We start from the raw sequence: 24,727 nt of genomic DNA on the forward strand, positions 1-24,727 counted from the left end.
CAATTATTAAAGATTAGTTCAGGCTAAATCCTACTGAAAGCAAGCCAACACCATTTTTTGCATTGCCTAATAATGTTTTAGCGGCACCACTATTTGCAATCTGTTGCAAGCCTTGCTCATACCGGGCACCAATAAATCCTTTTCCGAAATAAATGTTCAGCCCACCAGCAATACCGTAATCAAATTTGTTAAAGTTGTCGCGGTTAATTGCACTTGAACCAGTTCCAAAATCACCGTTCGAGTTAATGCCTGAATTTAGCAGATAAGCGGCATAAGGGCCAGCCTGTAATTCAACCGCCTGACCCAGCTTGAACGTAGCAAGAACAGGAAGTTCAGCATAATTCAGTTTGAACGTATTACGACCATTAAAACCGAACGTATTATACGTAGCAGACGAACCTTTAGTCATGTAAAGTAGCTCAGGCTGAATGGCAAAGAACTCACCGATTGGGGCTTGTGCAAAAGCACCGACATGAAATCCGATACGTTCATTCTTATCGGTAGCTCCTTGACTATCATAGAACAACGAACTTGCATTCAGACCACCTTTCAGACCTACCCGCGTTTTTCCTTGAGCATTGGCATCTGACAAATTCATAAAGACGGCACCTGCTGTCAGAACAGCGGCAACAACGAATGTGTTAATTGACTTTTTCATAACGGTTTTATCAATGAATGGCAGACAATACGTATACTGCCTTACGCATCAAATAGTGTAAAACCGTGCCAAACCCCTCTTGTGCGTCAAATTAACGGTATAATCTTGTATAATACGTAGTTAGAGGATATGGTGAAAATAGTATTCGGTAAACTGACGAGAAAGAATTTCCCCAATTTGTAGAGTGCAACATCCAGTTTCAACACTTTTCATTACGCTATTGTATTAAAACGAAACTTATAAATCTACTTGGTCAGTTTTGTGAAAATATGCAGATAGAGACAGACCGAAAAATAGATGATTTTTAAGTACATTTGGAGAAGAACTAAGCTGGTTAAGCTGGTCTAACTAGTAGCAGAATGTGTTTTTAGTTAATTGTCAATACTAACCTACTAGTTAGAATTTGTTAATTATTCGGTACCGTAACTTTTCTTTTTATACCGATTTGTATGCACCGTAAACTTACTGTGTTAACCATATTAATTGCTGACGATGATACTGATGACCGCTTGTTTATGGAAAGAGCACTTCGGCAAAGCGGTTACACACACAACATCCTGTTTGTTGAAGATGGCGAAGAATTGATGGAATACCTGCGGCATGAAGGCCGTTATACTGAGGAGAATGCGCCATGGCCCAATCTCCTGATTCTAGATTTGAATATGCCCCGTAAAAATGGTTTTCAGGCCTTGAAAGAAATCAAAGATGACCCGAATTTGCGTCGATTGCCCGTTGTAGTTATGACTACCTCTTCAGCCGATGAAGATGTACTGAAGACGTATCATCTAGGCGTAAATTCGTTCGTAACAAAACCGTTCGATTTTAATCGATTGGTTGAAATGGTTGGGGCATTAAAAACATATTGGCTAGATACCGTAAAGCTGCCTTAATCGTTACAATAAAACACATACCACAGGGCTATTTTGTAGTTTATAACCACAGGTTATTTTTTTTATGACGCCCCTTGCCGATTCACTCGACATTATTGAGAAACAAAAATTCATTCGGCTTCTGCTTATCGAAGACGATGAAGATGATTATCTTCTGACAAAGAATCTTGTCTCTTCTAAAGAAAACAGTGCCATCCGGCTAAACTGGGTCGATAGTTACGAAAGTGCTATCAAAGCTATCGAAACCGATGCCTATGATGTCTACCTGGTCGATTATCGACTAGGGCAATACACCGGAATTGAGCTGATTCAGGAAGCTTTTCGCCGAGGATGTCGGGCACCCATGATTTTGCTGACCGGGCAGGATGATCTTACTGTTGATCAGTCGGCACTTGAGTTAGGAGCTGCCGATTATTTGGTTAAAGGACGTATCGATGCCCAGTTGCTTGGACGTAGCATACGCTATGCGCTTCGTCAGGCAAGTGTGTTGGCTGAAGTAGCTCAGAAAGAAAACAAGTACCGGTCTCTGTTCGAGCGATCAATCGATGCGATTTTTGTTGCCAGTGAAAACCTGCGGTTTCAGGATGCCAACTCATCTGTAGAACAACTGCTAGGATACAGCCGGGAAGATCTTCGCGAATTAAATCCAGCCCGTTTATTTGCCGACCTGAATCACCTTCGTCAATTACGTTTCAAAGTTCGGGAGCATGGGCAAATCAAAGATTTCGAAACGACCCTTATTCATCGAAACGGCCGTAAGCGAATTTGTTTGATTTCGGTTTGGGCGGTCGAAGATTTAGTCGGTAAACCAGAATGGTATCAAGGAATCGTTCGGGATATTACTGACCAGAAACGGGCACAGCAGGAGTTGATTATGGCTGAGAAATTGACCATGACAGGCAAAATTGCCCGTAGTATTGCCCACGAAGTCCGTAACCCGCTCACAAATTTAAGTCTTGCGCTGGAGCAGCTTAAAGACGAACTCGATACCGATAGCGAGTATGTTACCATGTTTACCGATATTCTGGGCCGGAATGTTGATCGGATAGGGCAATTGATTACCGAAATGCTCAATTCATCGAAACCACGTGAGCTGGATCGGAAAAAGCAGGATTTCAATCAGATAGTTAAGGAAACTCTCCAATTTATCAGCGACCGGATTAAACTCAAGCGTATGCGCCTTGAGGTACATTATTCAACTGACGATTGTTCTGCTTTGCTCGACCGCGATCAGGTGAAAACGGCACTGCTCAACATTCTGGTCAATGCTGTTGAAGCCATGGTTGAGGGAAAAGGCGTAGTCTCGGTTCGGACGATGTGTTTGGAAGATAACCGCGTTTGTGTAGAAGTAACCGACAATGGTGGTGGAATCAGCGAAGTGGATCGGCAGCGGCTTTTCGACCCATTCTTTACCGGAAAATCGGGCGGTATGGGATTAGGCTTAACGGCAACACAGAATATTATTAATAGCCATAAAGGATCTATTGAAGTTGAAAGTCAAGTAGGAGAGGGAACAACCTTCCGACTTTATTTCCCCAAACGAGTCGATAATTAACATAGTGTATTCGTGCTTTTTACAAAATCCCGCTCCAGATAAAGGGCGGGATTTTTTTGTGAAATAAAGTGGGTAAAATATTACACACCTCCGTCTACATATTCCACAAAATTCCTCATAATAGTTGCAGAGAATTTACTGAAATCTGATGAATAAGATGTTTATTAATTGGCTGATAATCAGATATTTAAACCTATTAATATACTTATGGAAATACGGACTGAAGATGTGGCATAATAAAAGCTATGTATCTACTACAAAACATCGAATACTATGTGGACAGCAACTCATTTTCCATCGGCAATGCGCTCTTTGAATCCAACTACCCGCATGAAAGCGATTGAAATTGCTAATCGGTTGCAGGAACAGGGCGAACTAGATAAGCAACATATCATAACCTTAAGTATTGATGAGGCTCGTCGTCTGGCTCGTTTCGAACGTATGGAGGCACCACAATGGTCGATGGGAACTCACCAATATATGTAATAGAATTTACTGGCTTTAAAATTACCATTCGATGATCTGGAAGAAACCCATCTACGACTCACTAACAAGCTGTTCTACATTGTGCGATGAATTCGCTCTAGCCTGTTCACGTTCCGAAGAAATTGAAAAATGGTACCGTAGCATATTTCTGTCTCTCGATTGTGCAGATATGTGTCGGCAGGTTTCTATACTTTATGTACGTGGTTCTGAGAACACACCTCTACTGGCGAAAGCCTGTATGGAAGTATGTGAAAAGTGTAGTCATGAAGTGAAACAATATGATTCGGATGCGTGCCGCCAGATCTATGCAATATGTCAACAAACTATTGTTAGTTGTGCCGCTATCGTTAACATGGCTTTACCAGCGCAAGTAGATGCTGGCAACCCAGCCGTAACATCAACATCCCTGTTTTATGGGATCGACCTGCGCGAAACGCTTTATAATTAATTATACATTGAGCGTCGGTGGATTGCCGTTATCAGTAGATCTACTGATAACGGCAATCCACCGACGCTCAGCTTTTATACACTCACGTTATGGAAACTGAAACAAAATTGACCCCACAGCTAAAAAAAGTGCGTGATATCATTAATGATATTCGCATTGCTATGATGACTACGGTTGATGATGACGGAAATTTGGTAAGTCGGCCAATGGCTGTTCAGCAAATCGACAACGATGGTACCATCTGGTTCTTTACCGAACGAACATCACCCAAAGTCGATCAGATTGATCATCATGATCATAAAGTGAATATATCCTTTGCGGCAGTCAGTGATGCCGATTACGTATCGGTATCGGGTACCGCACGCGAATGGCATGATCGGGCGAAAATTGATGAACTCTGGAATCCAATGGCTAAAGCATGGTTCCCGAACGGAAAAGACGATCCAAACCTGACATTGCTAAAAGTGCATATCAACATGGCAGAATACTGGAGCGCCAGCGAAAGCCGAATGGTACGTCTGTTTCAACAGGCAGCCGCCCTTGTAACGGGCACCCCGCCAAAGATGGGCGAGAACGAAAAAATTTATAATTAACGTATTGATATATCTAGTTAAAGAGCGTTACGTAGTCGCTGATTATCAGCGACTACGTAACGCTCTTTTTTTATCAAGTATCAGATTGTGCTATCAATTTGGTATTTTCCTGAATCGCGGCCAGACGTAATAAAACATTCTATTTTCCTGCTAATTCGTCCTTCATCCAACGAAGCCAATTTTAGTATGTGAGCCGTCGCAGTAGGGTTTATTGCTACTGGCTCCGCAACGACAAAAAGCAGTAACCTTGTTTTTCTGCATTTCTTTGCCGCTAGAATCTTTTACCCGTAAATTTCCATATACTAATAGTGGTCCATTTGGGAGTGCTTCCACAATACTTTCGGCCTGAACATCTTCGGGTTGTATCGCTTCTTCGTTTCGGAAATAGCTTAATGCTTTCGATGGGCAAAGGTTTACCTGCTCGGCAATACGTTCAGAATTTGCCCCGTCCATGTTTACCCACGGACGTTTTCGTGGATTGAATACTTCGATTAACTGCGTCCAGCAAATCTTGGAATGAATGCAGACGGCCGGTTTCCAGACAACTGTAATTTCGCCGTTTGTATAAGTTTTCGTGATGCCTTCAGAGGCTGCATCCTGCATTGTCTCAGCCATAACAGTCGATTGTTTGTTTCTTTTAAAATTGCATAAATAAGCAGGATATAAAAAACAATCCAGTCCGATACGTAATAAACCAACATATCGAACTGGATTGTTAGAAATCGTTGTTCGTTATTTACCCCACTCCGCTGGATTCTCGCGCCAGGTGGCCAGCGAATCCATGGCTTCGGCAGGAATATAATCGAGCGTCTGAGCTTCACGTACCAACGTATCATAATTGCTCAGGCAAACGTAAGGCACATTTTTCGCAGTAAAATTCTGGTCAGCAATTGGAAAACCGTATGTGAAAATGGCAGCCATTCCCAACACTTCGGCCCCCGTTGATCGTAATACGTCGACAACTTTGAGCGAGCTGCCACCTGTCGAAATTAAATCTTCAATGACAACTACGCGCTGCCCTGCTTCCAGATAACCCTCAATTTGCTTGCCCATGCCATGTGCTTTTGGCTCAGGCCGAACGTAGCAGTAGGGGAGGTTAAGCACATCGGCTACCAAAGCTCCCTGCGGAATTCCAGCCGTGGCTACACCCGCAATCACCTGAACGTCAGGAAAAGTTTGACGGATGGCGTTGGTCAGTGCATTTTTGATGAAACTACGTACTTCTGGATAAGCCAGCGTAACGCGATTGTCACAGTAAATAGGTGATTTCCAGCCAGAACTCCAGGTAAAGGGCTCACTGGGACGAAGGCGAACGGCTTTTACGTCGAGCAGATGACGTGCTACCGTTTGTTGAACAGTCAGAGAATCCACAGAAAATAGAAGAAAGTATGAGGGCAAAAATACGCAGACTTGCTCTACTTAACCGAAAATTTATAAACTGTAGTGCTCTTAAACGTTTCGCCGGGACGTAGCGTTGTGGTTGGGAAATCCGGTTTGTTGGGCGAATCGGGGAAGTGTTGCGTTTCTAGGCAAACGCCAAAACGTTTTGTATAGGCAATGCCACCGGTGCCTACAAACTTGCCGTTGAGGTTATTGGCGGTGTAGACCTGAACAGCGGGTTCGGTAGTTAATACGTCCATTTGCCGACCGCTGGTTGGGTCATAAACAGTAGCGCCCAGTTTCAATTTGTTCGATTTATCGGTAAATACCCAACAATGGTCATATCCCTTGCCGTAGCGAATATCTGTGTCGGTGGTATCGTTGATTCGTTCGCTGATAGCCATCGGCTTACGGAAATCGAATGGCGTTCCGGCAACTGATTTTAATTCGCCCGTTGGAATCTGCTGGTTATCCGTTGCCAGTACTTTATCTGCATTCACCGTCAGGATGTGATTGAGAATATCGTCTTTCCGACCGTTCAGATTAAAGTATGCGTGATTGGTCGGATTAAATACGGTTGGCTTGTCGGTAGTGGCTTTATAATCGATACGTAGTGCATTGTCTTTCTGGAGCGTATAGCGTACCTCCACCGATAAATTACCCGGATAACCTTCTTCGCCATCTTTCGATAGATACGTTAATATAACCGCAGGCTCTTTTCCATCAACCGTTGTTGCATTCCAGAGTTGTTTGTCAAATCCTTTCGGGCCACCGTGAATATGGTTACCGTTGTTATTAGGAGCTAACGTATATTCTTTGCCATCGAGCGTGAATTTGGCTTTCCCAATACGGTTGCCGTATCGGCCAATGATGGGGCCAAGGCTAGGTGTACCTTTTAGATAATCATCGAATGTAGGCATACCCAATACTACGTCTTCTAATTTGCCCGATTTATCGGGAGCCATGATTGAGACTATATATCCGCCGTAATTCGTAATCTTGACAATCATACCTGTAGCATTCCGAAGCGTGAAAAGCTCGGCTTCGCGCCCGTCAGGGAACGTACCAAAACGTGTTTTTTCGATACCGGGTTTGGATTCAGGAGACATAGCGGACATACTGGTTGGTTGGCTCATACAGAGAATTCCTGCTAAGAGTAATGCGCTGATTTTCATATATAAGGAGGGTTTATTCGCGCGAAAGATGAACTTTTACCGTATCGATTCGGCTTCCGTCCATCGAGACAATGGTGAACGTAAAAGGCGATAACTCAATCACTTCGCCCACTTGTGGTACGTCTTCATGTGTCGCTAAAATCAAGCCACCTAACGTATCGTAGTTTCCTTCTGGAATCGACCAGCCGTAGGATTCGTTGAGTTCATCGATCTGATGACGGGCACTAAGTAACCAGGTATTTTCATCCAGACGTTGTTCAACCCAATCTTCGTTGGTGTCGTATTCGTCTTGAATTTCACCAAAAATCTGTTCAACCATATCTTCAACCGTGGCAATACCTGCAGTTCCGCCAAACTCATCGACAACCAGTGCCATGCTTTTGCGCTCTGAGAGAAAGCGACGTAGCAAATCCTGTGCGTGCATGGTTTCGGGTACAGTAATCAGAGGGGTAATGATTTCCTCGATGGTGGACGGTTTTTTGAAGATTGCCAACGCATGACAGTACCCAATTACATCGTCAATAGTATCACGATAAACCACAATTTTCGAATGGCCGCTGTCCTGAAAAACCTGCCGTAGCTCATCAACCGTATCGTCTACTTCCACTGCATTAATATCGGTTCTGGGCACCATGCAATCACGTACGCGCACATCCCGAAACTCGATAGCGTTGTTGAAGATCTGTGTATCGACTTCAACTTCTTTTTCCATGTCGGCTTTCTGATTCAGTTGCTGGAGATACTGATTCAGATCGGTAAGGCCAAAAACCGGGCGAATTTCAGGGTTTTTCTTCCGCAATACGTAGCGAATAAAAAAGCGAGCTGTACCAACCAGCAGTCTGACTATAGGTGCTATAGTTTTGTAAATGACCCAAATAGGTACGGCCAGTAATTCCAGAAATCGGTCGGGGTGAATAAGGGCCAGACTTTTGGGTAGGTAATCGGCAATGGGAAGAAAAATCAGCGTCAGAATCAGTGTTTCGAGCGTTACCAACGTGAAGACCGAAGTTGCCCAGGTTTCAGGTAAAATAGCCGTCAACAATGGATTCAGAGCCACTACGCCCAATACTACGTAAAGAACCAGAAACAACGTGTTGGCGGTTAACGTAGTACCAATGAACAGAATGGGATTTTTTAGAAAACTCGATACAAGTTTTTCGCCTAATGGCCCCTGTTTACTGTGTAGTTCGAAATAGAGCCGGTTTACCGATACATACGCCATTTCTACCGCCGAAAAAAAACCAGCAAGTACGAGTGCAAGTAGGGCTCCAAATAAAAGGGCGTAAGGTTCCAAAATTGTCTTCAGGTTTCAAATTCCGCGTTTCAGGTTCAAGTTAGTTGACAATATGAGAAACACGGAACTTGAAACCTGAAACACTTATTTCTTTTTCTTTTTCCTGTCTTCTACCATCTGTTTTATAGTAGGAGAGATGGCTTTTTCCCGGTCGAGTCGTCGGTTTTTAAAATACTGAAATCCCAGCAAAAAGCCCAGACTCAACATCAGTAGCCAGTAACTTTCAGCAAAGGTTGTACGCTGATACTCAGCTATCCAGAGAATCAGAAAGCCGGCTGCTGCCGAAAGCATCAGTATTTCAGAAAGTTTTAATTTCATACGCATTGAATCGTTATTAGCCAATTGGCATCTACACTAGATACTGTCTGGTAATTAACGACTTAGACTGAATTCCCGATAGCGTCGAACGATAGACAAACCAAAGCCTAACACAACAACCAACGTACCAATCCAGAGTACGTTGATGAGTGGTTTTTCGTAGGCTTTCAACACGACATAATCGCGTTGTGTTCGATTGACGGCGAAGGTGAATTTGCCGGTACGTGGATCGATTTCATTTAATTGAATTCGTACACCCAATTCATCGCTTATTTCGGCTGGGTGAGCTACCATCCGGTTTTTAATGATAAAGGCTGGTGTTAAGATACGTTCCCCGTTTTTGTCGAGAACCCGTACTCGTGCTCGCACTGCTGCATCGTTTGGACCAACTTCTACGCCCTCTATTTCGTTGGTACGTATTACATCGTCCAGAATTGCTACGTAGTCATTCAGGAAAAATGTGTCTTTAATAGCCACCGAGTGCGTTTCAGTTTTTTCCCATTGTTGCTCGGCCATTGGGTCGGGTGCCGTTGCTACGTATGTATAAATATCCCGTTGCATGGAATGAGTAATATCGGGCGAAAGCACAACGCCCATTCGCTCGTTGACCTGCAAACGAGGATAAAGTGTAAAGATTTTTCCGCCTGGCTCGCGGTATTCAACGGCATAGTGAACGTTTTCTGGATATAGCGCTAACGTATCACCTTTCTTATGATAAAGCTTGCCATCTTTCTCAATATTGCGGTTGGCAATACCATGAAAATCACCTTCGATAACCGATACGTCGTTACGTGGTACGTAACCGGGAACGTCACGTACTTCAACGTACTGCCCACGATACGTAAGCTGAAACTTATCCATCCGCTCAGGCTGATTTAACCAGAGCAACAGGTTTTCTTTATTTTCCTTATTATCGTTTTTCGTAAAATCATCCGACTTCGAAATCATTAACCCGCTGTTATTCATAGAAATAACACGCGAATAACCCGACGAATAAAGAATACCAATCAACATCAATGCCATACCGATGTGAGCAATTGCCCCACCTGTGAATCGCGTTTTGCCTCGTGCCATACCAAGCAGAATGGTCCCGTTGGTTGTCAGTGCGAACACCGAAGCCACCAATAAAACCATATAGGTCGGATTTTTCAACGAACCGAATGCGATGATTGCCGCGCTGATAAGCAGGGTTATAATGCCGGGTGTAATGAGGGCATCCCACTTCTTGTTTTCAATCTTACGCCACCACATAAATTGACCGATACCCGTCAGAATCGCAATAACGACAAAGAACCAGGTCTGGAATTTACCGTAGTGCGCCATCTGATCGGTTGGCAGCGCGAGATTCGATACTTTACCGAACGATTCCAGAATTTTGTTATAAACCGGAATCGACGTAGTGGCAATGATCTGAAAAGCGGCTAAACATAATACCGTAGCACCGATAAACAACCAGAACTCTTTGGTATAAACGGATGCTTCCTTTTCGTCGCTTGGAATAAGTTTCCACTTTACGGTTGCTAGTAATATGGCCAAACCAACAAAGACTAGCAGATAAATCAACAATTGACCCGATAAGCCTAAGTCGGTAAATGAGTGAACCGAAGCATTACCGAGAATGCCGCTACGTGTCATGAAGGTAGAATACAGAATCAGTAGGAAAGCACTGATGCTCAGAATGATCGTAGTTTTCAGGCCCGTAGACGACTTTTTGGCAATGAGCATCGTATGAATGGCTCCAACCAGAACTAACCAGGGTACATAAACGGAGTTCTCGACAGGGTCCCAGTTCCAGTAACCACCAAAGTTGAGCGTTTCATAAGCCCAGTAACCGCCCATCATAATGGCAATACCAAGAATGGCAGCGCAGATAAGTGTCCACGGGAGTGCAGGGCGAATCCATTCGAGGGGTTGGTTGCGCCACAAACCGGCTATGCAGAATGAAAACGGAACCAGTGTTAAGGCGTAGCCCAGAAACGTAGTAGGTGGGTGAATAACCATCCAGTAATTCTGAAGCAATGGATTCAAACCGTTCCCATCTTTCGGAACATAATTAGGATCAGCTGTAAAAATCGGTGCATCGGGCATGGCTTCTTTCAGCAGCAGAAACGGCGATGAGCCAATTTTAAACGTATCGCCAAAAACCACCCCCAGAATCATGGACGCCAGAAATGCCTGCACCAGTGCAAAGACTGTCATCATTGGAGCTTCCCATTTACTGCCGCTGGTAGGGATCAAAATAGCGCCCAACATCGCATTCCAGAAAAGCCAAAGTAGAAAAGAACCTTCCTGACCTTCCCAGAAACAGGAAATCATATAATAGACAGGCAGTGCTCTCGACGAGTGACTCCAGGCGTAGTGGTACTCGAAATAATGATTGTAGATTATGTAAAACAGTGAACCTACCACGCCTACAATGGCGAAGGCGTGAAGATAAAACGCCCATCGGGCCAACGTTTTCCAATCGTCTTTAACGGGAGGAAGCACTACGTTGGTGGCAGCCTTTGTCTTCTTTTTAGCGACTTTACCTCCAAAACTAGCTTCCCCGGCATAAGCCAGTTGGGGTTCCTCAACAGGTTCGGATTCGACCGCAATACGTTGCCGACCCAGCGACGACATAAAATAACCGATCGTGGCGACCAAAGCCGTCACGAACGAGAGAATGATGAAAAAGTGGCCGAGTTGCCCGACGGTTGTGTGTATCATTGACTAATTATTCTATCGTATTCTGCATGAGGACCTATCCAAAACCAGGCAAATACATTTTCCTCTGGCTCAATAGCTAGTGCACGATAACTATCTCCTACTCGGACGGACCATAATTTTCTCTTACCTCCTAAGCATTTAAAATGTAGTGATGGATGTAAAGGATTTACCTTTAACAACTCATAATTTTTATCTGCCAGGTCTCTTATTGGTTGCGGTAACTCATTATAACATTTCCAGAATCGCGCGAAAGTTTGATGCGTCATAAAGGTTTTGTCTTCCCTTGTTTGTATTCTTCTTCTAGCTCATCGAAAAGCAAGTCAAATTTGCCTGTATCAAGGTCATTTTCGATTTGCTTATCCCAACGCTCGTGAAAAAAGTCAAACAAACGGGTAACAAGACCATCTAACTCATTTGTAGGTAGTTCTTTGGCTGCCTTTTCGATTTCCTGAACACTCATATTTTCGCTGTTTTGGCCGGGCCACGCTTGGCTTCGTGTTCGGTTGTTTCGAGCTTGCCGTCCTGATATTTCGAAGGGCATTTCAGCAGAATCTTGTTACACTGGAAATGGTCACCCTGCATCTTACCGATGATTACAATCTGCTCCGAGCGTTCGAAATCCTGCGGTTTAGGACTGTTGTAAACAACTTTCTGTATCCGATTCTCCGTATCGATCAGCGTAAACTCAAAGTGATTCGCATCAATGGCGGGATTGTAGAACATATCGACAATTTGCCCCTGCGCATTTTTCTGGAGTTTACCCACTACGTGAATCTGATTATCATCGCCATCTTTCGCCATTTGTTCGGCTTTGGTAAACGTCGTATACACGCTGGCATCACCCGCTGTGCTGGCAATGATACCAATAGCGATGGCGATAACGATGATACCAATAATGTGAGAAATTTTCATGAGTTTGTAGAGAAACAATAAATGAGTGGGCTACGAGAGCTTAGCCCGTTGCCCTTGTTGTGATTCTTTTACCGCTTTTTCCATTTTACTGACTTGCCGGTCTAGACGTATCAGATAAAGAATAATACCCGCAAATACGGCTGCAATAACGGCCACCACTACCCAGATTTTGCCGTCGGCCCGGAGTTTATCGGCCATTTCAACGCCATCGGAAACAGGTTGTTGAGCCAGTACGTGTTGACTAAGCAAAAGCAGAGCAGCCAGAGGAGCTTTAGCCCAAAAAGTAAGTCGCATTTGAATACGAAAAGAGTTGATTGTGTAACGTAAAATTAACCCGAATCATTCCGGGAGAAAATATGAGTTTAATCATCCAGCGCGGCTTTCACCCGGCCCAAACGTACCCGCACTTCGGTAATCCAGACCCCGAGCAACGTAAAGCCGATAATAGCCGGATAGAAGACCATTCGCATCGCACTGTCCATGTCGTACTTCCCAAACGCAGGATTTCCGCCGTTGCCCGGATGTAGTGAATCGGTCATTCGGGGCAACACAAAAATGAGCGGAACAAATACGGCAAAGGCAAAAATGTTATAAATCGCCGAAATGCGGGCGCGTCGTTGCTCATCGTCGAATGAACCACGTAGTATCAGATAGGCCATATACATCAGCATACCAACCGCTACGCTGTTCAACTTAGGGTCGTTCGGCCAGGGCTCTCCCCAGGTAAAGTTAGCCCATAAAGCGCCTGTTGCACAGCCCAGAAAACCGTACAAAATAGCCGTATTTGTAAATTCAACCGCAACCAGATCATCATCGAACCTGCCGCTACGTAGGTAACGAACCGAGTAAACCGCCGAGGTAAGTAGGAGCGTAATCATGCTGAACCAGAGCGGTACGTGAAAATAAACGTTCCGAATACTTTCGTTCAGGATTGGCTGACGCGGCACTACGCCCAGTAAACCTTTCAGAATCACATAACTTAAAATGAGTACGGCCAATGCCTTCCACCAGTTTTTCTTCATAAGTAACGCGGACAGAATGCCCGCCGGTAAGTTATACGTAGTGACCAATTAAATGCGGACGGAATGCTGGAGCGCCAGTCCGACCGCGTTACGTTAGCTTCGCCACAAAAACGGGAACAGGAGCCACGACACGGTTATCACAATGGCATCGATGGCTAATACGGTTCCGATTTCATTCCAGCTAGTACTACGGTCGAGGCCGTCGAGTGCATTTTTTGAAATTTTCAACAGCATGAGCAGCAAAGGTAAAATTGCCGGAAAACTCAAAATCGCCATCAACGTGCCCGGATTTTCGGCTTTACTCGCAATGCCCGATACCAACGTTAAGGCTGCCGCAAAACCAATTGCACCCAGAACAAGCGTCAGTAAATAAAGCGCTACGTCCTGAACCGGGTTGCCCAGCACAAAAGCATATACACAAAATCCTAAAAGCGCCAGTATTAGCATTAATACCGTATTGTATAGGATTTTTGAGAGGATTATTAATTGCGGGCTAACCAACGTGTAATAATACAACTGCCGGCTGGCGCGTTCCTGTACAAAACTTTTGGCAATGGCATTGATAGCCGTAAAGAGCTGAATTATCCAGAATAACGTATTCCAGACAATGGGTGAGAGTTGGCCGCGCCGGGTATTGAAACTCAAATAGCAGACAAACACCGCTCCAGCAATGTACAACAGCATTCCATTGAGCGCGTAGCGTTGGCGCCACTCCAGCAGGAATTCCTTCCGCATCAACGCGCTCATTTGCCGTATCGATTCTGCCATACTCGTTTGCTTAATTCTGCAAATTTACATCAGGCCGAGGAAAGTTTGCGCTACTTTTGTCAATCATGTATGATAGTGCGCTATTAACACTCTGTGGTTTTTCATTTCTGGCGGGTTTTATCGATGCAATTATTGGCGGTGGCGGGCTAATTCAGACGCCCGCAATCTTGTTTACGCTTCCGCAATATCCTATTCCATCGCTTATTGGTACCACCAAAATTCCATCGTTGTCGGGGAGTTTAATGGGCGCTTTTCAATACAGTCGGCACGTAGCAGTAAAAGGCCGGTTTATTGGGCCGATGATGGCCATTGCATTTGGGGCTTCCTGGCTTGGTGCGCTTACGCTTACTCACGTGCCCAACAGTTTTATGAAGCCACTTGCTTTGGTTATTCTGGTAGCCGTGTTTATCTACACGATCAGCAAAAAAGATTTCGGTCAGGCTCCACAACGTATTGTAACCCAACAGCAACAACGGATACGAATGTGGAGTATGGGGGCCATAATTGGTTTTTACGACGGATTTTTCGGGCCGGGAACGGGCAGCTTTCTGGTATTAGGGTTCATTGCCCTGATTGGTTTCGATTTTCTGAAAGCCAGCGCTCATGCCAAGCTCGTAAATGCATCTACCAATTTGGCTTGTGTACTTTTCTTTGCCAGCAAAGGGTTAATTATTTATACAGTTGCGTTACCTATGGCGGTTACAAATCTATCGGGTGCTTTTCTTGGCGCACGACTCGCTATTCTGAAAGGAAATCGCTTCATCCGTGTGTTCTTCCTGTTGATTATTGCCGCCACCATCCTGCGATTCGCGTGGGATTTGTTCGGAAGAACGTAGCCAATTAGGTGGGAAAAGCAGAGCTAAATAGGTGTGAATTCTGTAAAAAGGCCGACTGCTTTTGTTGGGTTCTTGTTTGTATCCCCCAACTTTCGGTTGTAATCTTGTGTTAATTATATTGAATCTAAATAAGTAGAATGCATAAACGTAGCGTAGCAGACCTCAAAACGGGCGAGCGTGCCATCATTCGATCATTTACCGATGAAACCATGTCGCTCAAATTTCTCGAAATGGGCTGCCTGCCCGGTGCACCAATATACCTGACAGCCAAAGCACCGTTAGGCGACCCAATCTGTCTGAATGTTGCAGGTTATGTACTGGCTATGCGTAAAGATGAAGCTGCTACGATTCTTGTTGATAAGGTTTAATTGATAATGAAGAATGAAAAATGGACAATCAATTAATTTCCACTTTTCAGCTTTCATTATTCATTGTTAATTTTTCATTTTTCATTTGATAGTTTGTTTTGAAATCGTCTCCTGTTATTGGCCTTGTCGGTAACCCCAATGCGGGTAAATCTTCTTTGTTTAACCAACTGACCGGACTACGGCAGAAAACAGGTAATTTCCCTGGCGTTACCGTCGATAAGAAGTCGGGTACATGGGTCATTGATAGCACTATATCGGCTACCGTTGTTGACCTTCCCGGTATTTATTCGATTTACCCGAAATCGCTTGATGAACAGATTGTTACCGATATTCTAGCTAATCCTGACCATTCCGATTATCCTGATGTGACGATTGTCGTTATTGATGCGTCGAATCTTCATCGTAACCTGTTGTTATTCACGCAGGTAAAAGATTTGGGGGTGCCGGTTGTGCTGGCGCTGAACATGCTCGACGTAGCAAAAGACGAAGGAAAAGACGTTAATGCGGTGAAGCTGGCCATGCAATTGCAGGTGCCGGTTGTGAGCATCAATGCGCGTAAGGGCGAAGGGCTAGACCAACTTAAAAAAGCGGTAATAAATCAGCTTGTACAACCGAACGTAGCAGAGCAACTCTTTTTCGATCCGGCAAATACGGCCACCGGACTTATTGCTGATACCAAAACGCAGTATCGGCTCAATAACAATTATCTGGCGTTGCAATACGTCATTCAACACGATGGCTTTACGTTTCTCAATCAGCCGCAACGAGTTGGTTTAGATGCACTTATCGACAAACATAATTTCAACGAAATAACGTATCAGGCCAGCGAAACTATTGACCGTTATCGGCACATTGGCTCAATTGTCGACACGGTTGTTACAAACAAACGCTCAAATGATCAGCCTACTTGGAGTCAGCGGTTAGATCGAGTTTTGCTTCATCCGGTTTGGGGGTATGCGATTTTCCTATTAATTCTGTTGCTGATCTTTCAGGCGATTTTTGCCTGGGCTACCCCATTCATGGATGGTATTGATGCAGGTGTGGCCTGGATAAACGGACAATTGAAAGAGAGCTTACCTGCCGGACCATTGGCCAACTTGCTTACTGACGGTATTCTGGCGGGTATTGGTGGAATCCTTGTTTTTATCCCGCAGATCGCCTTCTTATTCCTGCTCGTATCATTACTTGAGGAGTCGGGGTATATGTCGCGCGTGATGGTCATTATGGACCGATTAATGCGGCCTTTCGGGTTAAACGGACGTAGCGTAGTTCCGTTGATTTCGGGCGTTGCCTGTGCTGTGCCCGCTATTATGGCAACACGCAGCATCGGCACCCGTCGCGACCGGCTCATCACCATTCTGGTAACCCCCCTGATGAGTTGTTCGGCCCGTTTGCCGATTTACACCATCCTGATTGCGCTGGTTGTACCGAGCCAGCGAGTATTGGGCATTTTCAATCTACAGGGATTGGCCTTAATGGGGTTGTATCTGCTCGGCTTGATCAGTGCGCTACTAGCCGCTCTTGTGCTTAAGCTTGTTCTTAAATCGAAAGAACGTAGCTTCTTCATTATGGAATTGCCGACGTTTAAACTTCCACGCTGGAATCACGTAGCATTGACTGTCTGGGAAAGCGTAAGGGCGTTCGTATGGGAAGCTGGTCGGGTGATTCTGGCTATCTCGATTGTTTTGTGGGTACTTGCCAGTTATGGCCCCGGCGACGCAATGGATCAGGCTGAGAATCAGGTTCGCCAGCAAAATGCCAGTTTGCCGGCCGATGAATTGGAAAATAAAGTAGCTTCCGAGCGGCTGGAGTCATCTTATGCAGGGGTGTTTGGTCACTTTATTGAACCTGTTATTCGTCCGTTGGGGTATGACTGGAAAATCGGGATTGCGTTATTAAGCTCGTTTGCGGCCCGTGAAGTATTTGTCGGTACCATGTCGACAATCTATAGTATTGGCACTAGTGATGACGAAGAAGGAGTAACCATTCGGGAACGACTCCGACAGGAACGTAACCCGGAAACAGGCGGGCCAATGTATACACCTGCACTGGCTTGGTCGCTACTGATTTTTTACGTATTTGCTATGATGTGTATGAGCACATTGGCCGCTACGCAACGCGAAACAAAAAGCTGGAAATGGCCTGCTGTTCAACTTGTATATATGATGAGCCTCGCGTACGTAACGGCATTTATTACGTATCAATTAATGAAATAGCCTTACCAGAACAACCCCAGCGAGACAAGTGGGTAAATATGGTAAATAATATAGGCCAGCAAGGCTACTGTAAGGCTACCGATAGCGGTAGTCATATCGAATGTGGATCGTATTTTACGTACTGGACGGTCGAATTGCCAGCCACGCTGAACTGTGGGTTTCATAAAAGTGATAGTTGGGCTGTAATGGTAGGGCAAAATTGAGCGATTGCTGTTAGCCAAAACAGGGTGAAACCCCATTTTTAGCTGCGTAAAAACCCCCATTTTACCTACTCTGGAGACTATGACGTTAATTCATAGCATACGTAACAACCTTTGCGATCTTATTTTTATAGTCAACTATCGCCCAGCTATCACTCTCAATCAAGTGTGCTATCGCCAGCGTAATGCATCAATAACATCGGAGGCAATCATGCCAATTGGCCCACGCTGCTCGGCAGCTATATCGCCAGCCAGACCGTGAGCAAAAACCCCCAGAACCGCAGCTTCAACCGGGTCGTACCCCTGTGCCAATAGTGCTGTTAGAATACCTGTCAACACATCGCCCGTACCGCCTGTGCTTAAGCCGGGATTGCCTGTTGCGTTAAAATGAATTTCGCCAAATGGCGTAGCAACAGCCGAATAAGCACCTTTTAAAACAACAACAACCCGGTGTTTCTGAGCAAACTCGCGGAGAATATCCAGCTTTTCGTAGTCATCTTCCCATTTTCGGGTTAGCCGTTCAAACTCTTTCGGATGAGGAGTTAGAATACTGTTGGGGGGCAATTTTGAGAGCAGCGAACGATTTTGAGAAAGCAAATTCAATGCATCAGCATCGATAACGATTGGCTTTTTTACGGTTGTGAGCACTTCCCGTAGCATCGTCAGCGTTTCAGATGCTTTCCCAATCCCAGGCCCAATGCCCACTGCCGCATAATCGGCTGGCGACGGACTGTCGTTACTATCCCGAATTCCTGTTAAAATATCCTGATGAATATCGGGCTGACACATGGCTTCGGGAACGGCCGTTTGTATAACCTGATAGCCACAACGAGGAATCTGTACGGTAAGTAAACCCACCCCTGAGCGAAGGCAGGCCCTTGCCGCCAAAACAGCCGCACCAACTTTTCCATAACTGCCAGCCAGTAAAAGCGCATGACCAAACGAGCCTTTGTGCGCAAAGCGATCGCGTTTACGAAGTAGCAACCGGGCTTCGTCGGGCTGTGTATAATAGTAAGGCGTTTGAGCATGATCGATAAATCGTTTCGATAACGTAATGTCGACAACATGCCACTCGCCAACGTAGCGGCCATTCTGAGGAAGCACAAATGCCAGCTTCGGTAGCTGAAATGTGATGGTATAATCAGGCTCGATAATTACGTCTTCTGGCTCATTAGGCTGATCAACCTGCAATCCGCTCGCAATATCGACCGAAACAACTGTTGCCGGAGCGCGATTAATGGTTTCAATTACATTCTGAACAATACCATCGACCGGACGCGATAAACCTGAACCCAGAATAGCGTCGATAATTACTTCAGTATGACGTACCGCTGGAATATCATGGGCCTGCTCGATATATTTTACTTTCTCAGTAAGGAGTTTGAGCCGCCGATGATTGTGCATGAAATCTTCGGATTCGCGCGGAGCATATCGTACTACATATATTTCAACCGAATAAGAACGTTCGAGTAATAAACGGGCAATAGCCAGCCCATCTCCACCATTATTGCCTAGTCCACAGAAAATTTTAGTTGGTTTTGTACTGGGAAAATGATCGACAAACCAATCGACAAAAGCGAGGGCGGCCCGTTCCATCAGGTTGATAGGTGCAATCGGTTCGTTCTGAATAGTAGCCTTATCGAGCGCTCTTATCTGATCGACGCTAAGTATTTTCATAGATAATTTATTGGTGCCACCTACAGTTTGCCATGACTATTCTGTATGGAGAAACCAGTGCAGAATTATAAGTCAGCAGATAAATTGACGCAAACCGTACTGGTTAACGAAGTTTGGTAGTAAACGTAACCATATTGGTATTGTTATTCGTCTCCCGTAGCAATAATGATATTAAACGGGAAGGAAGAAGGGCGCCAGAATCTCATCAAAACTAATTGCAGATTGACTTCTGGAATCTGCAATTTTTATGAAATAGTCGATGATGATCCGATTCCTTATTTCAAATATCATGAAACATTTCAATTATAATTATCACATTTTGGGAAAAGGATAAAAATAGAGAAATATAAACGTAATAGTGGTTTATCAGCAGGCGCATTCCGATTGTAGCGATTTCACTACGTATCGCTGTGAAACGTAGTGAAATCAACCTTGTTTTTGACCGTCTGAAACGTTCTGACGCCAATCAATAAGTAGTTCATCTAATATGCTGATTTTACTACGTCATTTGGTATAAATAAAATTTCTATGAGCGCCAAAAATGCATTCCTGATTCTTATATGGGCTGTATTCGCGGTTCTAGCCCTCGATGCGGGCTATGGACTTCTGAATCAGAAAGATACCCTGCTCAATATCGTTGGGTTTTTTCTGTTAGGTGGCGTACTGATTATATCCGTTAAAACCAGATGTTTCACCGTAAACCCTTTTAAAAATGAGTAAAACAAGAATTGCAGTCTGGTCGGCTGCGCTCGTACTATTAGTGCTGGTTCTAGTTAATTCCTGTACCACCGTCGATGCATCGCACGAGGGTATAAAAGTGAGTAAAATCGGTTCTGACCGGGGCGCTTCCGACATTGAAAATGTTACGGGCTGGATTTTCTATAACCCACTTACTTCGTTTATAGAACAGTATCCTACATTCACACAAACGAAAGATTTTGAACCATTTACAGTTAGTTCGAAAGGAGGTACGCTTTTTAAAATAGACCCAACATTAAACTACCATCTTGTAAAAGGGCAGGGTGCCAATGTCTATCGAAAGTACCGGAAAGAACTGCCCGATATTGAGAATAATATACTACGTACCATTGTCTATAATTCATATCGTGACGTAGCAAACTCATTCTCCCCCGATTCGCTGGTAAACAACCGAGCTGGCTTCGAAGAACAGGTAGAAGCAAAACTGCGTAAATCGCTGGGCGATGATGGATTTGCCTTCGAAAATATTACGTCGAATCTGACTCCGCCCGAATCGTTACAGGCGATGATTGACGCCAAAAATACTGCCGTGCAAAATGCGTTACGACTCAACAATCAAGTTGCGGCCGAGAAAGCTGCCGCCGAAATTGCCATTACCAAAGCAAGCGGTATTGCCCGGGCCAAAATAATTGAAGCTGAAGCTGAGGCCCGTGCCAACGAATTGAAACAGAAAACATTGACTCCCATGCTTATTCAACAGCAATGGATTGCTAAATGGAATGGTCAATTGCCCACTACACAATTGGGCGGAAGCTCAACAATGGTACAAATACCACTGAAATAGTTTTTCTTGAACACGTATTAACTGTCTTTGGGCGGTGCGAAATGCAGAATTTAAGCTATTAACGTAGTAAAGTAGGTAGTTATTCCAACAAAACCCCTGTAGATTGCGGAGTTTCGTTTGTTGCTACTGATAAAACTGTTATCTTTGCGGCTCATTTCGAAAATACATACGGCGATTTATATACGGTCATGAGCGATTTAATTAAATTAGTGGAGGCAGACAACGCGCAGCGTCGCACCGAGTTGCCCACATTCCGGGCAGGTGATACGGTGAACGTACACGTTAAAATCCGCGAAGGAAATAAAGAACGTATTCAGGTGTTTACAGGTACGGTTATCCAACGCCGGAACCCAAGCAGCGGTGGCGAAACATTTACCGTACGGAAAGTATCGAATGGCGTTGGCGTTGAGCGTATTTTCCCAGTTCTGTCGCCAAACATCGACAAAATTGAAGTTGTACGTATGGGTAAAGTGCGTCGGGCACGGTTGTTCTTCCTACGTGGTCGCCAAGGTAAGGCAGCACGTCTCAAAGAGCGTAAGCCTAAAGCAGTTGCAGCTTAATTCCTGTTGCGCTTACCTGAAAAATATAAAAAGCTGCCTCAACAGGCGGCTTTTTTTTTGACCCTGATACTGTTGTAAATTTATAAAGTTGGCTGGCGCATTCAGAAACTCTAAAACCCAATAACTTTATAACCCATAACTATACAACCTTACAACCCCATTATGACGTTCAATTTCTTCAAATATCAGGGTACGGGCAACGATTTTGTGCTCATCGATGATCGGGATGAAACATTCCCTGCGAATGATCAGGCGTTGGTCGAGAAATTGTGCCACCGTCGGTTTGGTATCGGTGCTGATGGGTTGATTCTTCTGAGGAACCATCCCGACTATGATTTCCAGATGATTTATTTCAATGCCGACGGTGCCGAAGGAAGCATGTGTGGTAATGGCGGTCGGTGTATAGTTCGGTTTGCGCATGATCTCGGCATTTTTGCTAGCGAAACCCGGTTCATAGCCGTCGATGGTGAACATGTTGCCCGTGTAGAAGGAGACGATATTTTTCTGAAAATGACCAACGTAGCAGACGTTGAGGAGCGTAGCGGCTTAACGTTTTTGAATACGGGTTCGCCCCACGTAGTACAGTTTGTTGATGATCTGGAATCGTATGAGGTCGTTGGCGAAGGACGTAGCATTCGCTATAGTTCGACGTTTCAACCGGGAGGTACCAACGTGAATTTTTCGCAGATAGTTGGCGATAACACAGTGTTTGTTCGGACGTATGAACGGGGTGTCGAAGATGAAACGTATTCCTGTGGCACGGGCGTAACGGCTGTGGCTCTAGTAGCTCATCAGCAACGTGGCTTACAATCGCCGGTTTTAATTAATACCCTTGGTGGCAACTTACGTATATCGTTCAACGTAGTGGCTGAAAATCAATTTGATTCAATCTATCTGATTGGCCCAGCCAAACGTGTTTTTGTCGGAACAATAACTATTTGAGTAGAAATACGGTTACTAAGACGCTGAACCAATAGGCTTACGTCACGTAACACCAACTAATGATTCTTTATAAAAATAAGGGTATTCTCCCTTCGATCTGGCATTTCCATACCGGGCCAACTGCCAAAAGATTAATGCGACGATTAGTCGTTGTGGCTATTTATGTAATTCTGGTTACCGTCGCCGAAATGCATTATACCGACCTTCGCCTGAAAGATACACCTACGTCGTTTCTGAGTGCAATGGGAATTTTGTTGAGCCTTCTGCTCATTTTTCGGACAAATACGGCCTATGATCGCTTTTATGAAGGTCGGCAGGCGTGGGGTGTTCTGGTCAACAATTGCCGGAATCTGTCCATTTTTTTTAACGCTGTCTTACCGGCGGGAGATTTGGAGAGTCGCGCTTTTTTTGCTAAATCCATCGCCAATTTTCCGTTTGCACTCAAGAATCATTTGCGTGGTGTAAATAATACGAGTGAGCTGGATATTGTTGAAGAAGGTGAACGGCGCGACCTGAGTAATTTCGACCATAAACCAGCAGGGGTCTCAAACCAGCTTTGGGTAAAAACCGAAATTCTTTACCGTCAGGGACATATTTCCGAATCTCAGCACATCAATCTAAACCAGTATCTAACCAGTCTGATGGACGTTTGTGGTATTTGTGAGCGAATAAAAAGCACACCGATTCCATTTTCCTACATGCTGTTCATAAAGCTGTTTATTATGTTATACGTAGTGTTGTTGCCCTTTACCATTGTAACAGCGTTCGGCTACCTGACCATTCCGGCAGTTATACTAACGTCATACGTACTGGTTGGATTAGAAATGATTGGTGAAGAAATCGAAGAACCATTCGGATTGGAACGTAACAACCTGCCATTGAATCAATTAAGTCAATTGATTCGGGTAAACGTACACGATATTCTGCAAATCAATCTGCCACCTGTTGAGAAACAAGCCGCTAAACCCGGCTTCACAATCGTTACGTAAAGGTGTATGGTTGGGTGAATAAGCAAGCGCAAAAGTCGCTTCGCGTATGGTGTTGAAAGTTGAGTGCGAGAACGTAACTTGCAATTCCAGATTTTAACTTAACCTAAATATCCGTATGCTTTCAAATAAAGATTACTCTAAAATGACATTGGATGAATTAGTGTCTGAAGAGAAAAAAATGAAATCACAAAGAATCATTGCCGCCGTGTTTATTGGTTTTCTGGTTGGCATTGCAATCTGGTCGGCTACACATAAAGGTAGTTTTATCCTCACCAGTGGTTTGCTTATTTTTTCATTATTGATCGGTTCCAGATTTTCAAAAAAACTGAAGAGCGTTCAGGAGGAAATAAGCCGTAGAAATGCGGTTGGTTAGGTAGATCAAAAACAACTGAATTGCGGAAAGTATGATATGAGAAGTATGGAATAGGTATCGACAAAACAAACATCATATAAGCCTATTTCATACATCCTCCACAATGCCACCATGCAAATGGCAGATCGTCTTCTCCTGGAACTCAGGCTGACGTAGTAAATCTTTAGCCGCGACCCGGCTGCGAACACCGTTGGTGCAAATAACAAGCAACGTATCGTAGGGGAGAAGTTCGGCTTTTCGGGCGCGAATGTCAGAGAGCGGAATATTCAGCCCACCTATGTTAAATTCGTCAAATTCCCATTCGTCCCGCACATCAATAACAACCGTATTGGGCTGTTGACGTAGCGTTTCAAGCTCCTGAAGCGAAATATCGGTATACGTTTTGGCTGACATACACCAGTCTAACAACGGATTATTGCTACGTGTTCAGCGTGGATGGATGGAAAGAATTTCGATTTCGCCAACTTTGGGTTTAGCGCCCCAGCCACACAGTAATTCCACTTGTCGACCGGTTTCCATAAACTGAACAATTACAGCACGTTCATAGGTGTTTGGTTTTAGCGGTATGGTTTCCAACGCTTTTCGCAAAATGGGCAACGTAGCAGCCGTTGGTTTGTAGCGAGTGCTAGCCCCCGTTGTGTCGGCATTGTCGAGACGTACATTTTCCTCACAACCATCTACGTAAAGCTGATTATCGTAGATGAAGGCTGTTTTAGTTTGTTCGGGTCCGGCAGTTTCTTGTTTTTGACAACTGAGTAACGTAGCAATTAGGAAAAGGGCAAAGGCTTTCATAAATTCTTTTTTCGATAGACCCAGAA

The 24,727-nt window shown here is 44.5% G+C and carries 30 protein-coding genes; 14 read left to right on the plus strand and 16 right to left on the minus strand.

Translation table 11 applies throughout. The annotated features are described in order from the left end of the window. Positions 1-13: 13 nt before the first annotated feature. Positions 14-658: a porin family protein gene (locus ACYVD4_RS23530; RefSeq protein ID WP_460949912.1), complete on the minus strand. Its 645-nt coding sequence runs from the start codon at positions 656-658 to the stop codon at positions 14-16. A gap of 449 nt (positions 659-1,107) precedes the next feature. Between ACYVD4_RS23530 and ACYVD4_RS23535 the strand changes: the two genes are divergently transcribed. The 5 genes from ACYVD4_RS23535 (at position 1,108) to ACYVD4_RS23555 (ending at position 4,630) form a co-directional block, all read left to right on the plus strand. Then, positions 1,108-1,548, plus strand: coding sequence for a response regulator (locus ACYVD4_RS23535; RefSeq protein WP_460949914.1), 441 nt, complete (start codon positions 1,108-1,110; stop codon positions 1,546-1,548). Between the two features lie 64 nt (positions 1,549-1,612). Beyond that, positions 1,613-3,103 (plus strand): two-component system sensor histidine kinase NtrB, encoded by a 1,491-nt coding sequence (locus tag ACYVD4_RS23540; protein ID WP_460949915.1) that lies wholly within the window; start codon positions 1,613-1,615, stop codon positions 3,101-3,103. Between the two features lie 273 nt (positions 3,104-3,376). After that, positions 3,377-3,589 (plus strand): DUF2188 domain-containing protein, encoded by a 213-nt coding sequence (locus tag ACYVD4_RS23545; RefSeq protein WP_460949917.1) that lies wholly within the window; start codon positions 3,377-3,379, stop codon positions 3,587-3,589. Positions 3,590-3,620: 31 nt separating this feature from the next. After that, a complete protein-coding gene (locus tag ACYVD4_RS23550) occupies positions 3,621-4,037 on the plus strand; it encodes a four-helix bundle copper-binding protein (RefSeq protein ID WP_460949918.1) in 417 nt (138 codons plus the stop codon). 89 nt (positions 4,038-4,126) lie between these two features. Beyond that, positions 4,127-4,630, plus strand: a complete 504-nt coding sequence (locus ACYVD4_RS23555) for a pyridoxamine 5'-phosphate oxidase family protein (RefSeq protein WP_460949919.1) — start codon at positions 4,127-4,129, stop codon at positions 4,628-4,630. A 162-nt stretch (positions 4,631-4,792) separates the two neighbouring features. Here the strand turns inward: ACYVD4_RS23555 and ACYVD4_RS23560 are convergent, their stop codons facing one another. The 11 genes from ACYVD4_RS23560 to ACYVD4_RS23610 all read right to left on the minus strand — a co-directional run bounded on the left by ACYVD4_RS23560 (position 4,793) and on the right by ACYVD4_RS23610 (position 14,205). Continuing rightward, a complete protein-coding gene (locus ACYVD4_RS23560; RefSeq protein ID WP_460949920.1) occupies positions 4,793-5,245 on the minus strand; it encodes a (4Fe-4S)-binding protein in 453 nt (150 codons plus the stop codon). Positions 5,246-5,362: 117 nt separating this feature from the next. Then, a complete protein-coding gene (gene pyrE / locus ACYVD4_RS23565) occupies positions 5,363-6,001 on the minus strand; it encodes an orotate phosphoribosyltransferase (protein ID WP_460949922.1) in 639 nt (212 codons plus the stop codon). A 44-nt stretch (positions 6,002-6,045) separates the two neighbouring features. Then, positions 6,046-7,185 (minus strand): aldose epimerase family protein, encoded by a 1,140-nt coding sequence (locus ACYVD4_RS23570; protein WP_460949924.1) that lies wholly within the window; start codon positions 7,183-7,185, stop codon positions 6,046-6,048. A 13-nt stretch (positions 7,186-7,198) separates the two neighbouring features. Continuing rightward, entirely contained in the window at positions 7,199-8,479 is a 1,281-nt protein-coding gene (locus tag ACYVD4_RS23575) for a hemolysin family protein (protein ID WP_460949925.1), read from the minus strand. 84 nt (positions 8,480-8,563) lie between these two features. Further along, positions 8,564-8,797: a hypothetical protein gene (locus tag ACYVD4_RS23580; protein ID WP_460949927.1), complete on the minus strand. Its 234-nt coding sequence runs from the start codon at positions 8,795-8,797 to the stop codon at positions 8,564-8,566. Between the two features lie 54 nt (positions 8,798-8,851). Next, the gene (ccsA, locus tag ACYVD4_RS23585) at positions 8,852-11,503 is read right to left on the minus strand and encodes a cytochrome c biogenesis protein CcsA (protein WP_460949929.1); all 2,652 of its coding nucleotides are present in this window, start codon (positions 11,501-11,503) and stop codon (positions 8,852-8,854) included. A 262-nt stretch (positions 11,504-11,765) separates the two neighbouring features. Further along, positions 11,766-11,963, minus strand: a complete 198-nt coding sequence (locus ACYVD4_RS23590) for a hypothetical protein (protein ID WP_460949931.1) — start codon at positions 11,961-11,963, stop codon at positions 11,766-11,768. After that, entirely contained in the window at positions 11,960-12,415 is a 456-nt protein-coding gene (locus tag ACYVD4_RS23595; RefSeq protein ID WP_460949932.1) for a cytochrome c maturation protein CcmE domain-containing protein, read from the minus strand. Before ACYVD4_RS23595 ends, ACYVD4_RS23590 begins: the two co-directional genes overlap by 4 nt. Before the next feature lie 30 nt (positions 12,416-12,445). Continuing rightward, on the minus strand, positions 12,446-12,709 hold the full coding sequence (locus tag ACYVD4_RS23600; protein WP_460949934.1) for a CcmD family protein: 264 nt from the start codon (positions 12,707-12,709) through the stop codon (positions 12,446-12,448). Between the two features lie 68 nt (positions 12,710-12,777). Then, the gene (ccsA, locus tag ACYVD4_RS23605; RefSeq protein ID WP_460949936.1) at positions 12,778-13,437 is read right to left on the minus strand and encodes a cytochrome c biogenesis protein CcsA; all 660 of its coding nucleotides are present in this window, start codon (positions 13,435-13,437) and stop codon (positions 12,778-12,780) included. Positions 13,438-13,530: 93 nt separating this feature from the next. After that, positions 13,531-14,205: a heme exporter protein CcmB gene (locus ACYVD4_RS23610; protein ID WP_460949938.1), complete on the minus strand. Its 675-nt coding sequence runs from the start codon at positions 14,203-14,205 to the stop codon at positions 13,531-13,533. 65 nt (positions 14,206-14,270) lie between these two features. Between ACYVD4_RS23610 and ACYVD4_RS23615 the strand changes: the two genes are divergently transcribed. From ACYVD4_RS23615 to feoB, 3 genes are all read left to right on the plus strand, one after another. Beyond that, positions 14,271-15,041: a sulfite exporter TauE/SafE family protein gene (locus ACYVD4_RS23615; RefSeq protein WP_460949940.1), complete on the plus strand. Its 771-nt coding sequence runs from the start codon at positions 14,271-14,273 to the stop codon at positions 15,039-15,041. Between the two features lie 137 nt (positions 15,042-15,178). Continuing rightward, positions 15,179-15,409: a FeoA family protein gene (locus ACYVD4_RS23620; protein ID WP_460949942.1), complete on the plus strand. Its 231-nt coding sequence runs from the start codon at positions 15,179-15,181 to the stop codon at positions 15,407-15,409. 98 nt (positions 15,410-15,507) lie between these two features. Continuing rightward, complete coding sequence (feoB, locus tag ACYVD4_RS23625; protein WP_460949944.1) at positions 15,508-17,625, plus strand: ferrous iron transport protein B; 2,118 nt, start codon at positions 15,508-15,510, stop codon at positions 17,623-17,625. A gap of 2 nt (positions 17,626-17,627) precedes the next feature. Here the strand turns inward: feoB and ACYVD4_RS23630 are convergent, their stop codons facing one another. Together ACYVD4_RS23630 and ACYVD4_RS23635 are read right to left on the minus strand one after the other, a co-directional pair. Next, entirely contained in the window at positions 17,628-17,789 is a 162-nt protein-coding gene (locus ACYVD4_RS23630; RefSeq protein WP_460949945.1) for a hypothetical protein, read from the minus strand. A 207-nt stretch (positions 17,790-17,996) separates the two neighbouring features. Further along, on the minus strand, positions 17,997-19,502 hold the full coding sequence (locus ACYVD4_RS23635; protein WP_460949947.1) for an NAD(P)H-hydrate dehydratase: 1,506 nt from the start codon (positions 19,500-19,502) through the stop codon (positions 17,997-17,999). A 528-nt stretch (positions 19,503-20,030) separates the two neighbouring features. Between ACYVD4_RS23635 and ACYVD4_RS23640 the strand changes: the two genes are divergently transcribed. From ACYVD4_RS23640 to ACYVD4_RS23665, 6 genes are all read left to right on the plus strand, one after another. Then, the gene (locus ACYVD4_RS23640) at positions 20,031-20,222 is read left to right on the plus strand and encodes a hypothetical protein (protein WP_460949948.1); all 192 of its coding nucleotides are present in this window, start codon (positions 20,031-20,033) and stop codon (positions 20,220-20,222) included. Beyond that, the gene (locus ACYVD4_RS23645; RefSeq protein ID WP_460949950.1) at positions 20,215-21,045 is read left to right on the plus strand and encodes an SPFH domain-containing protein; all 831 of its coding nucleotides are present in this window, start codon (positions 20,215-20,217) and stop codon (positions 21,043-21,045) included. Before ACYVD4_RS23640 ends, ACYVD4_RS23645 begins: the two co-directional genes overlap by 8 nt. A 188-nt stretch (positions 21,046-21,233) precedes the next feature. Beyond that, on the plus strand, positions 21,234-21,605 hold the full coding sequence (gene rplS, locus ACYVD4_RS23650; RefSeq protein WP_460949951.1) for a 50S ribosomal protein L19: 372 nt from the start codon (positions 21,234-21,236) through the stop codon (positions 21,603-21,605). A 162-nt stretch (positions 21,606-21,767) separates the two neighbouring features. Continuing rightward, positions 21,768-22,547 (plus strand): diaminopimelate epimerase, encoded by a 780-nt coding sequence (dapF, locus tag ACYVD4_RS23655; protein ID WP_460949953.1) that lies wholly within the window; start codon positions 21,768-21,770, stop codon positions 22,545-22,547. Between the two features lie 59 nt (positions 22,548-22,606). Further along, a complete protein-coding gene (locus ACYVD4_RS23660) occupies positions 22,607-23,536 on the plus strand; it encodes a bestrophin family protein (RefSeq protein WP_460949954.1) in 930 nt (309 codons plus the stop codon). Positions 23,537-23,651: 115 nt separating this feature from the next. Then, the gene (locus tag ACYVD4_RS23665; RefSeq protein ID WP_460949955.1) at positions 23,652-23,909 is read left to right on the plus strand and encodes a hypothetical protein; all 258 of its coding nucleotides are present in this window, start codon (positions 23,652-23,654) and stop codon (positions 23,907-23,909) included. 87 nt (positions 23,910-23,996) lie between these two features. Here the strand turns inward: ACYVD4_RS23665 and ACYVD4_RS23670 are convergent, their stop codons facing one another. Together ACYVD4_RS23670 and ACYVD4_RS23675 are read right to left on the minus strand one after the other, a co-directional pair. After that, positions 23,997-24,302 (minus strand): rhodanese-like domain-containing protein, encoded by a 306-nt coding sequence (locus tag ACYVD4_RS23670; protein ID WP_460949957.1) that lies wholly within the window; start codon positions 24,300-24,302, stop codon positions 23,997-23,999. Between the two features lie 33 nt (positions 24,303-24,335). Next, entirely contained in the window at positions 24,336-24,701 is a 366-nt protein-coding gene (locus ACYVD4_RS23675; protein ID WP_460949958.1) for a hypothetical protein, read from the minus strand. Between the last annotated feature and the right edge of the window lie 26 nt (positions 24,702-24,727).

It is taken from the genome of Spirosoma daeguense (assembly GCF_054776875.1).

What these genes read in the sequence shown, in the direction of transcription:
- ACYVD4_RS23620 (WP_460949942.1), top strand. Translation starts at nt 15,179, where the DNA reads ATGCATAAACGTAGCGTAGCAGACCTCAAAACGGGCGAGCGTGCCATC.
- ACYVD4_RS23530 (WP_460949912.1), bottom strand. Translation starts at nt 658, where the DNA reads ATGAAAAAGTCAATTAACACATTCGTTGTTGCCGCTGTTCTGACAGCA.
- ACYVD4_RS23550 (WP_460949918.1), top strand. Translation starts at nt 3,621, where the DNA reads ATGATCTGGAAGAAACCCATCTACGACTCACTAACAAGCTGTTCTACA.
- ACYVD4_RS23645 (WP_460949950.1), top strand. Translation starts at nt 20,215, where the DNA reads ATGAGTAAAACAAGAATTGCAGTCTGGTCGGCTGCGCTCGTACTATTA.
- ACYVD4_RS23590 (WP_460949931.1), bottom strand. Translation starts at nt 11,963, where the DNA reads ATGAGTGTTCAGGAAATCGAAAAGGCAGCCAAAGAACTACCTACAAAT.
- ACYVD4_RS23615 (WP_460949940.1), top strand. Translation starts at nt 14,271, where the DNA reads ATGTATGATAGTGCGCTATTAACACTCTGTGGTTTTTCATTTCTGGCG.
- rplS (WP_460949951.1), top strand. Translation starts at nt 21,234, where the DNA reads ATGAGCGATTTAATTAAATTAGTGGAGGCAGACAACGCGCAGCGTCGC.
- ACYVD4_RS23630 (WP_460949945.1), bottom strand. Translation starts at nt 17,789, where the DNA reads ATGAAACCCACAGTTCAGCGTGGCTGGCAATTCGACCGTCCAGTACGT.
- ACYVD4_RS23660 (WP_460949954.1), top strand. Translation starts at nt 22,607, where the DNA reads ATGATTCTTTATAAAAATAAGGGTATTCTCCCTTCGATCTGGCATTTC.
- ACYVD4_RS23540 (WP_460949915.1), top strand. Translation starts at nt 1,613, where the DNA reads ATGACGCCCCTTGCCGATTCACTCGACATTATTGAGAAACAAAAATTC.
- ACYVD4_RS23535 (WP_460949914.1), top strand. Translation starts at nt 1,108, where the DNA reads ATGCACCGTAAACTTACTGTGTTAACCATATTAATTGCTGACGATGAT.
- ccsA (WP_460949936.1), bottom strand. Translation starts at nt 13,437, where the DNA reads ATGAAGAAAAACTGGTGGAAGGCATTGGCCGTACTCATTTTAAGTTAT.
- ACYVD4_RS23670 (WP_460949957.1), bottom strand. Translation starts at nt 24,302, where the DNA reads ATGTCAGCCAAAACGTATACCGATATTTCGCTTCAGGAGCTTGAAACG.
- ACYVD4_RS23665 (WP_460949955.1), top strand. Translation starts at nt 23,652, where the DNA reads ATGCTTTCAAATAAAGATTACTCTAAAATGACATTGGATGAATTAGTG.
- ACYVD4_RS23635 (WP_460949947.1), bottom strand. Translation starts at nt 19,502, where the DNA reads ATGAAAATACTTAGCGTCGATCAGATAAGAGCGCTCGATAAGGCTACT.
- dapF (WP_460949953.1), top strand. Translation starts at nt 21,768, where the DNA reads ATGACGTTCAATTTCTTCAAATATCAGGGTACGGGCAACGATTTTGTG.
- ACYVD4_RS23555 (WP_460949919.1), top strand. Translation starts at nt 4,127, where the DNA reads ATGGAAACTGAAACAAAATTGACCCCACAGCTAAAAAAAGTGCGTGAT.
- ACYVD4_RS23545 (WP_460949917.1), top strand. Translation starts at nt 3,377, where the DNA reads ATGTGGACAGCAACTCATTTTCCATCGGCAATGCGCTCTTTGAATCCA.
- ACYVD4_RS23595 (WP_460949932.1), bottom strand. Translation starts at nt 12,415, where the DNA reads ATGAAAATTTCTCACATTATTGGTATCATCGTTATCGCCATCGCTATT.
- ACYVD4_RS23675 (WP_460949958.1), bottom strand. Translation starts at nt 24,701, where the DNA reads ATGAAAGCCTTTGCCCTTTTCCTAATTGCTACGTTACTCAGTTGTCAA.
- ACYVD4_RS23610 (WP_460949938.1), bottom strand. Translation starts at nt 14,205, where the DNA reads ATGGCAGAATCGATACGGCAAATGAGCGCGTTGATGCGGAAGGAATTC.
- ACYVD4_RS23570 (WP_460949924.1), bottom strand. Translation starts at nt 7,185, where the DNA reads ATGAAAATCAGCGCATTACTCTTAGCAGGAATTCTCTGTATGAGCCAA.
- ACYVD4_RS23600 (WP_460949934.1), bottom strand. Translation starts at nt 12,709, where the DNA reads ATGCGACTTACTTTTTGGGCTAAAGCTCCTCTGGCTGCTCTGCTTTTG.
- ACYVD4_RS23560 (WP_460949920.1), bottom strand. Translation starts at nt 5,245, where the DNA reads ATGGCTGAGACAATGCAGGATGCAGCCTCTGAAGGCATCACGAAAACT.
- ccsA (WP_460949929.1), bottom strand. Translation starts at nt 11,503, where the DNA reads ATGATACACACAACCGTCGGGCAACTCGGCCACTTTTTCATCATTCTC.
- ACYVD4_RS23580 (WP_460949927.1), bottom strand. Translation starts at nt 8,797, where the DNA reads ATGAAATTAAAACTTTCTGAAATACTGATGCTTTCGGCAGCAGCCGGC.
- ACYVD4_RS23640 (WP_460949948.1), top strand. Translation starts at nt 20,031, where the DNA reads ATGAGCGCCAAAAATGCATTCCTGATTCTTATATGGGCTGTATTCGCG.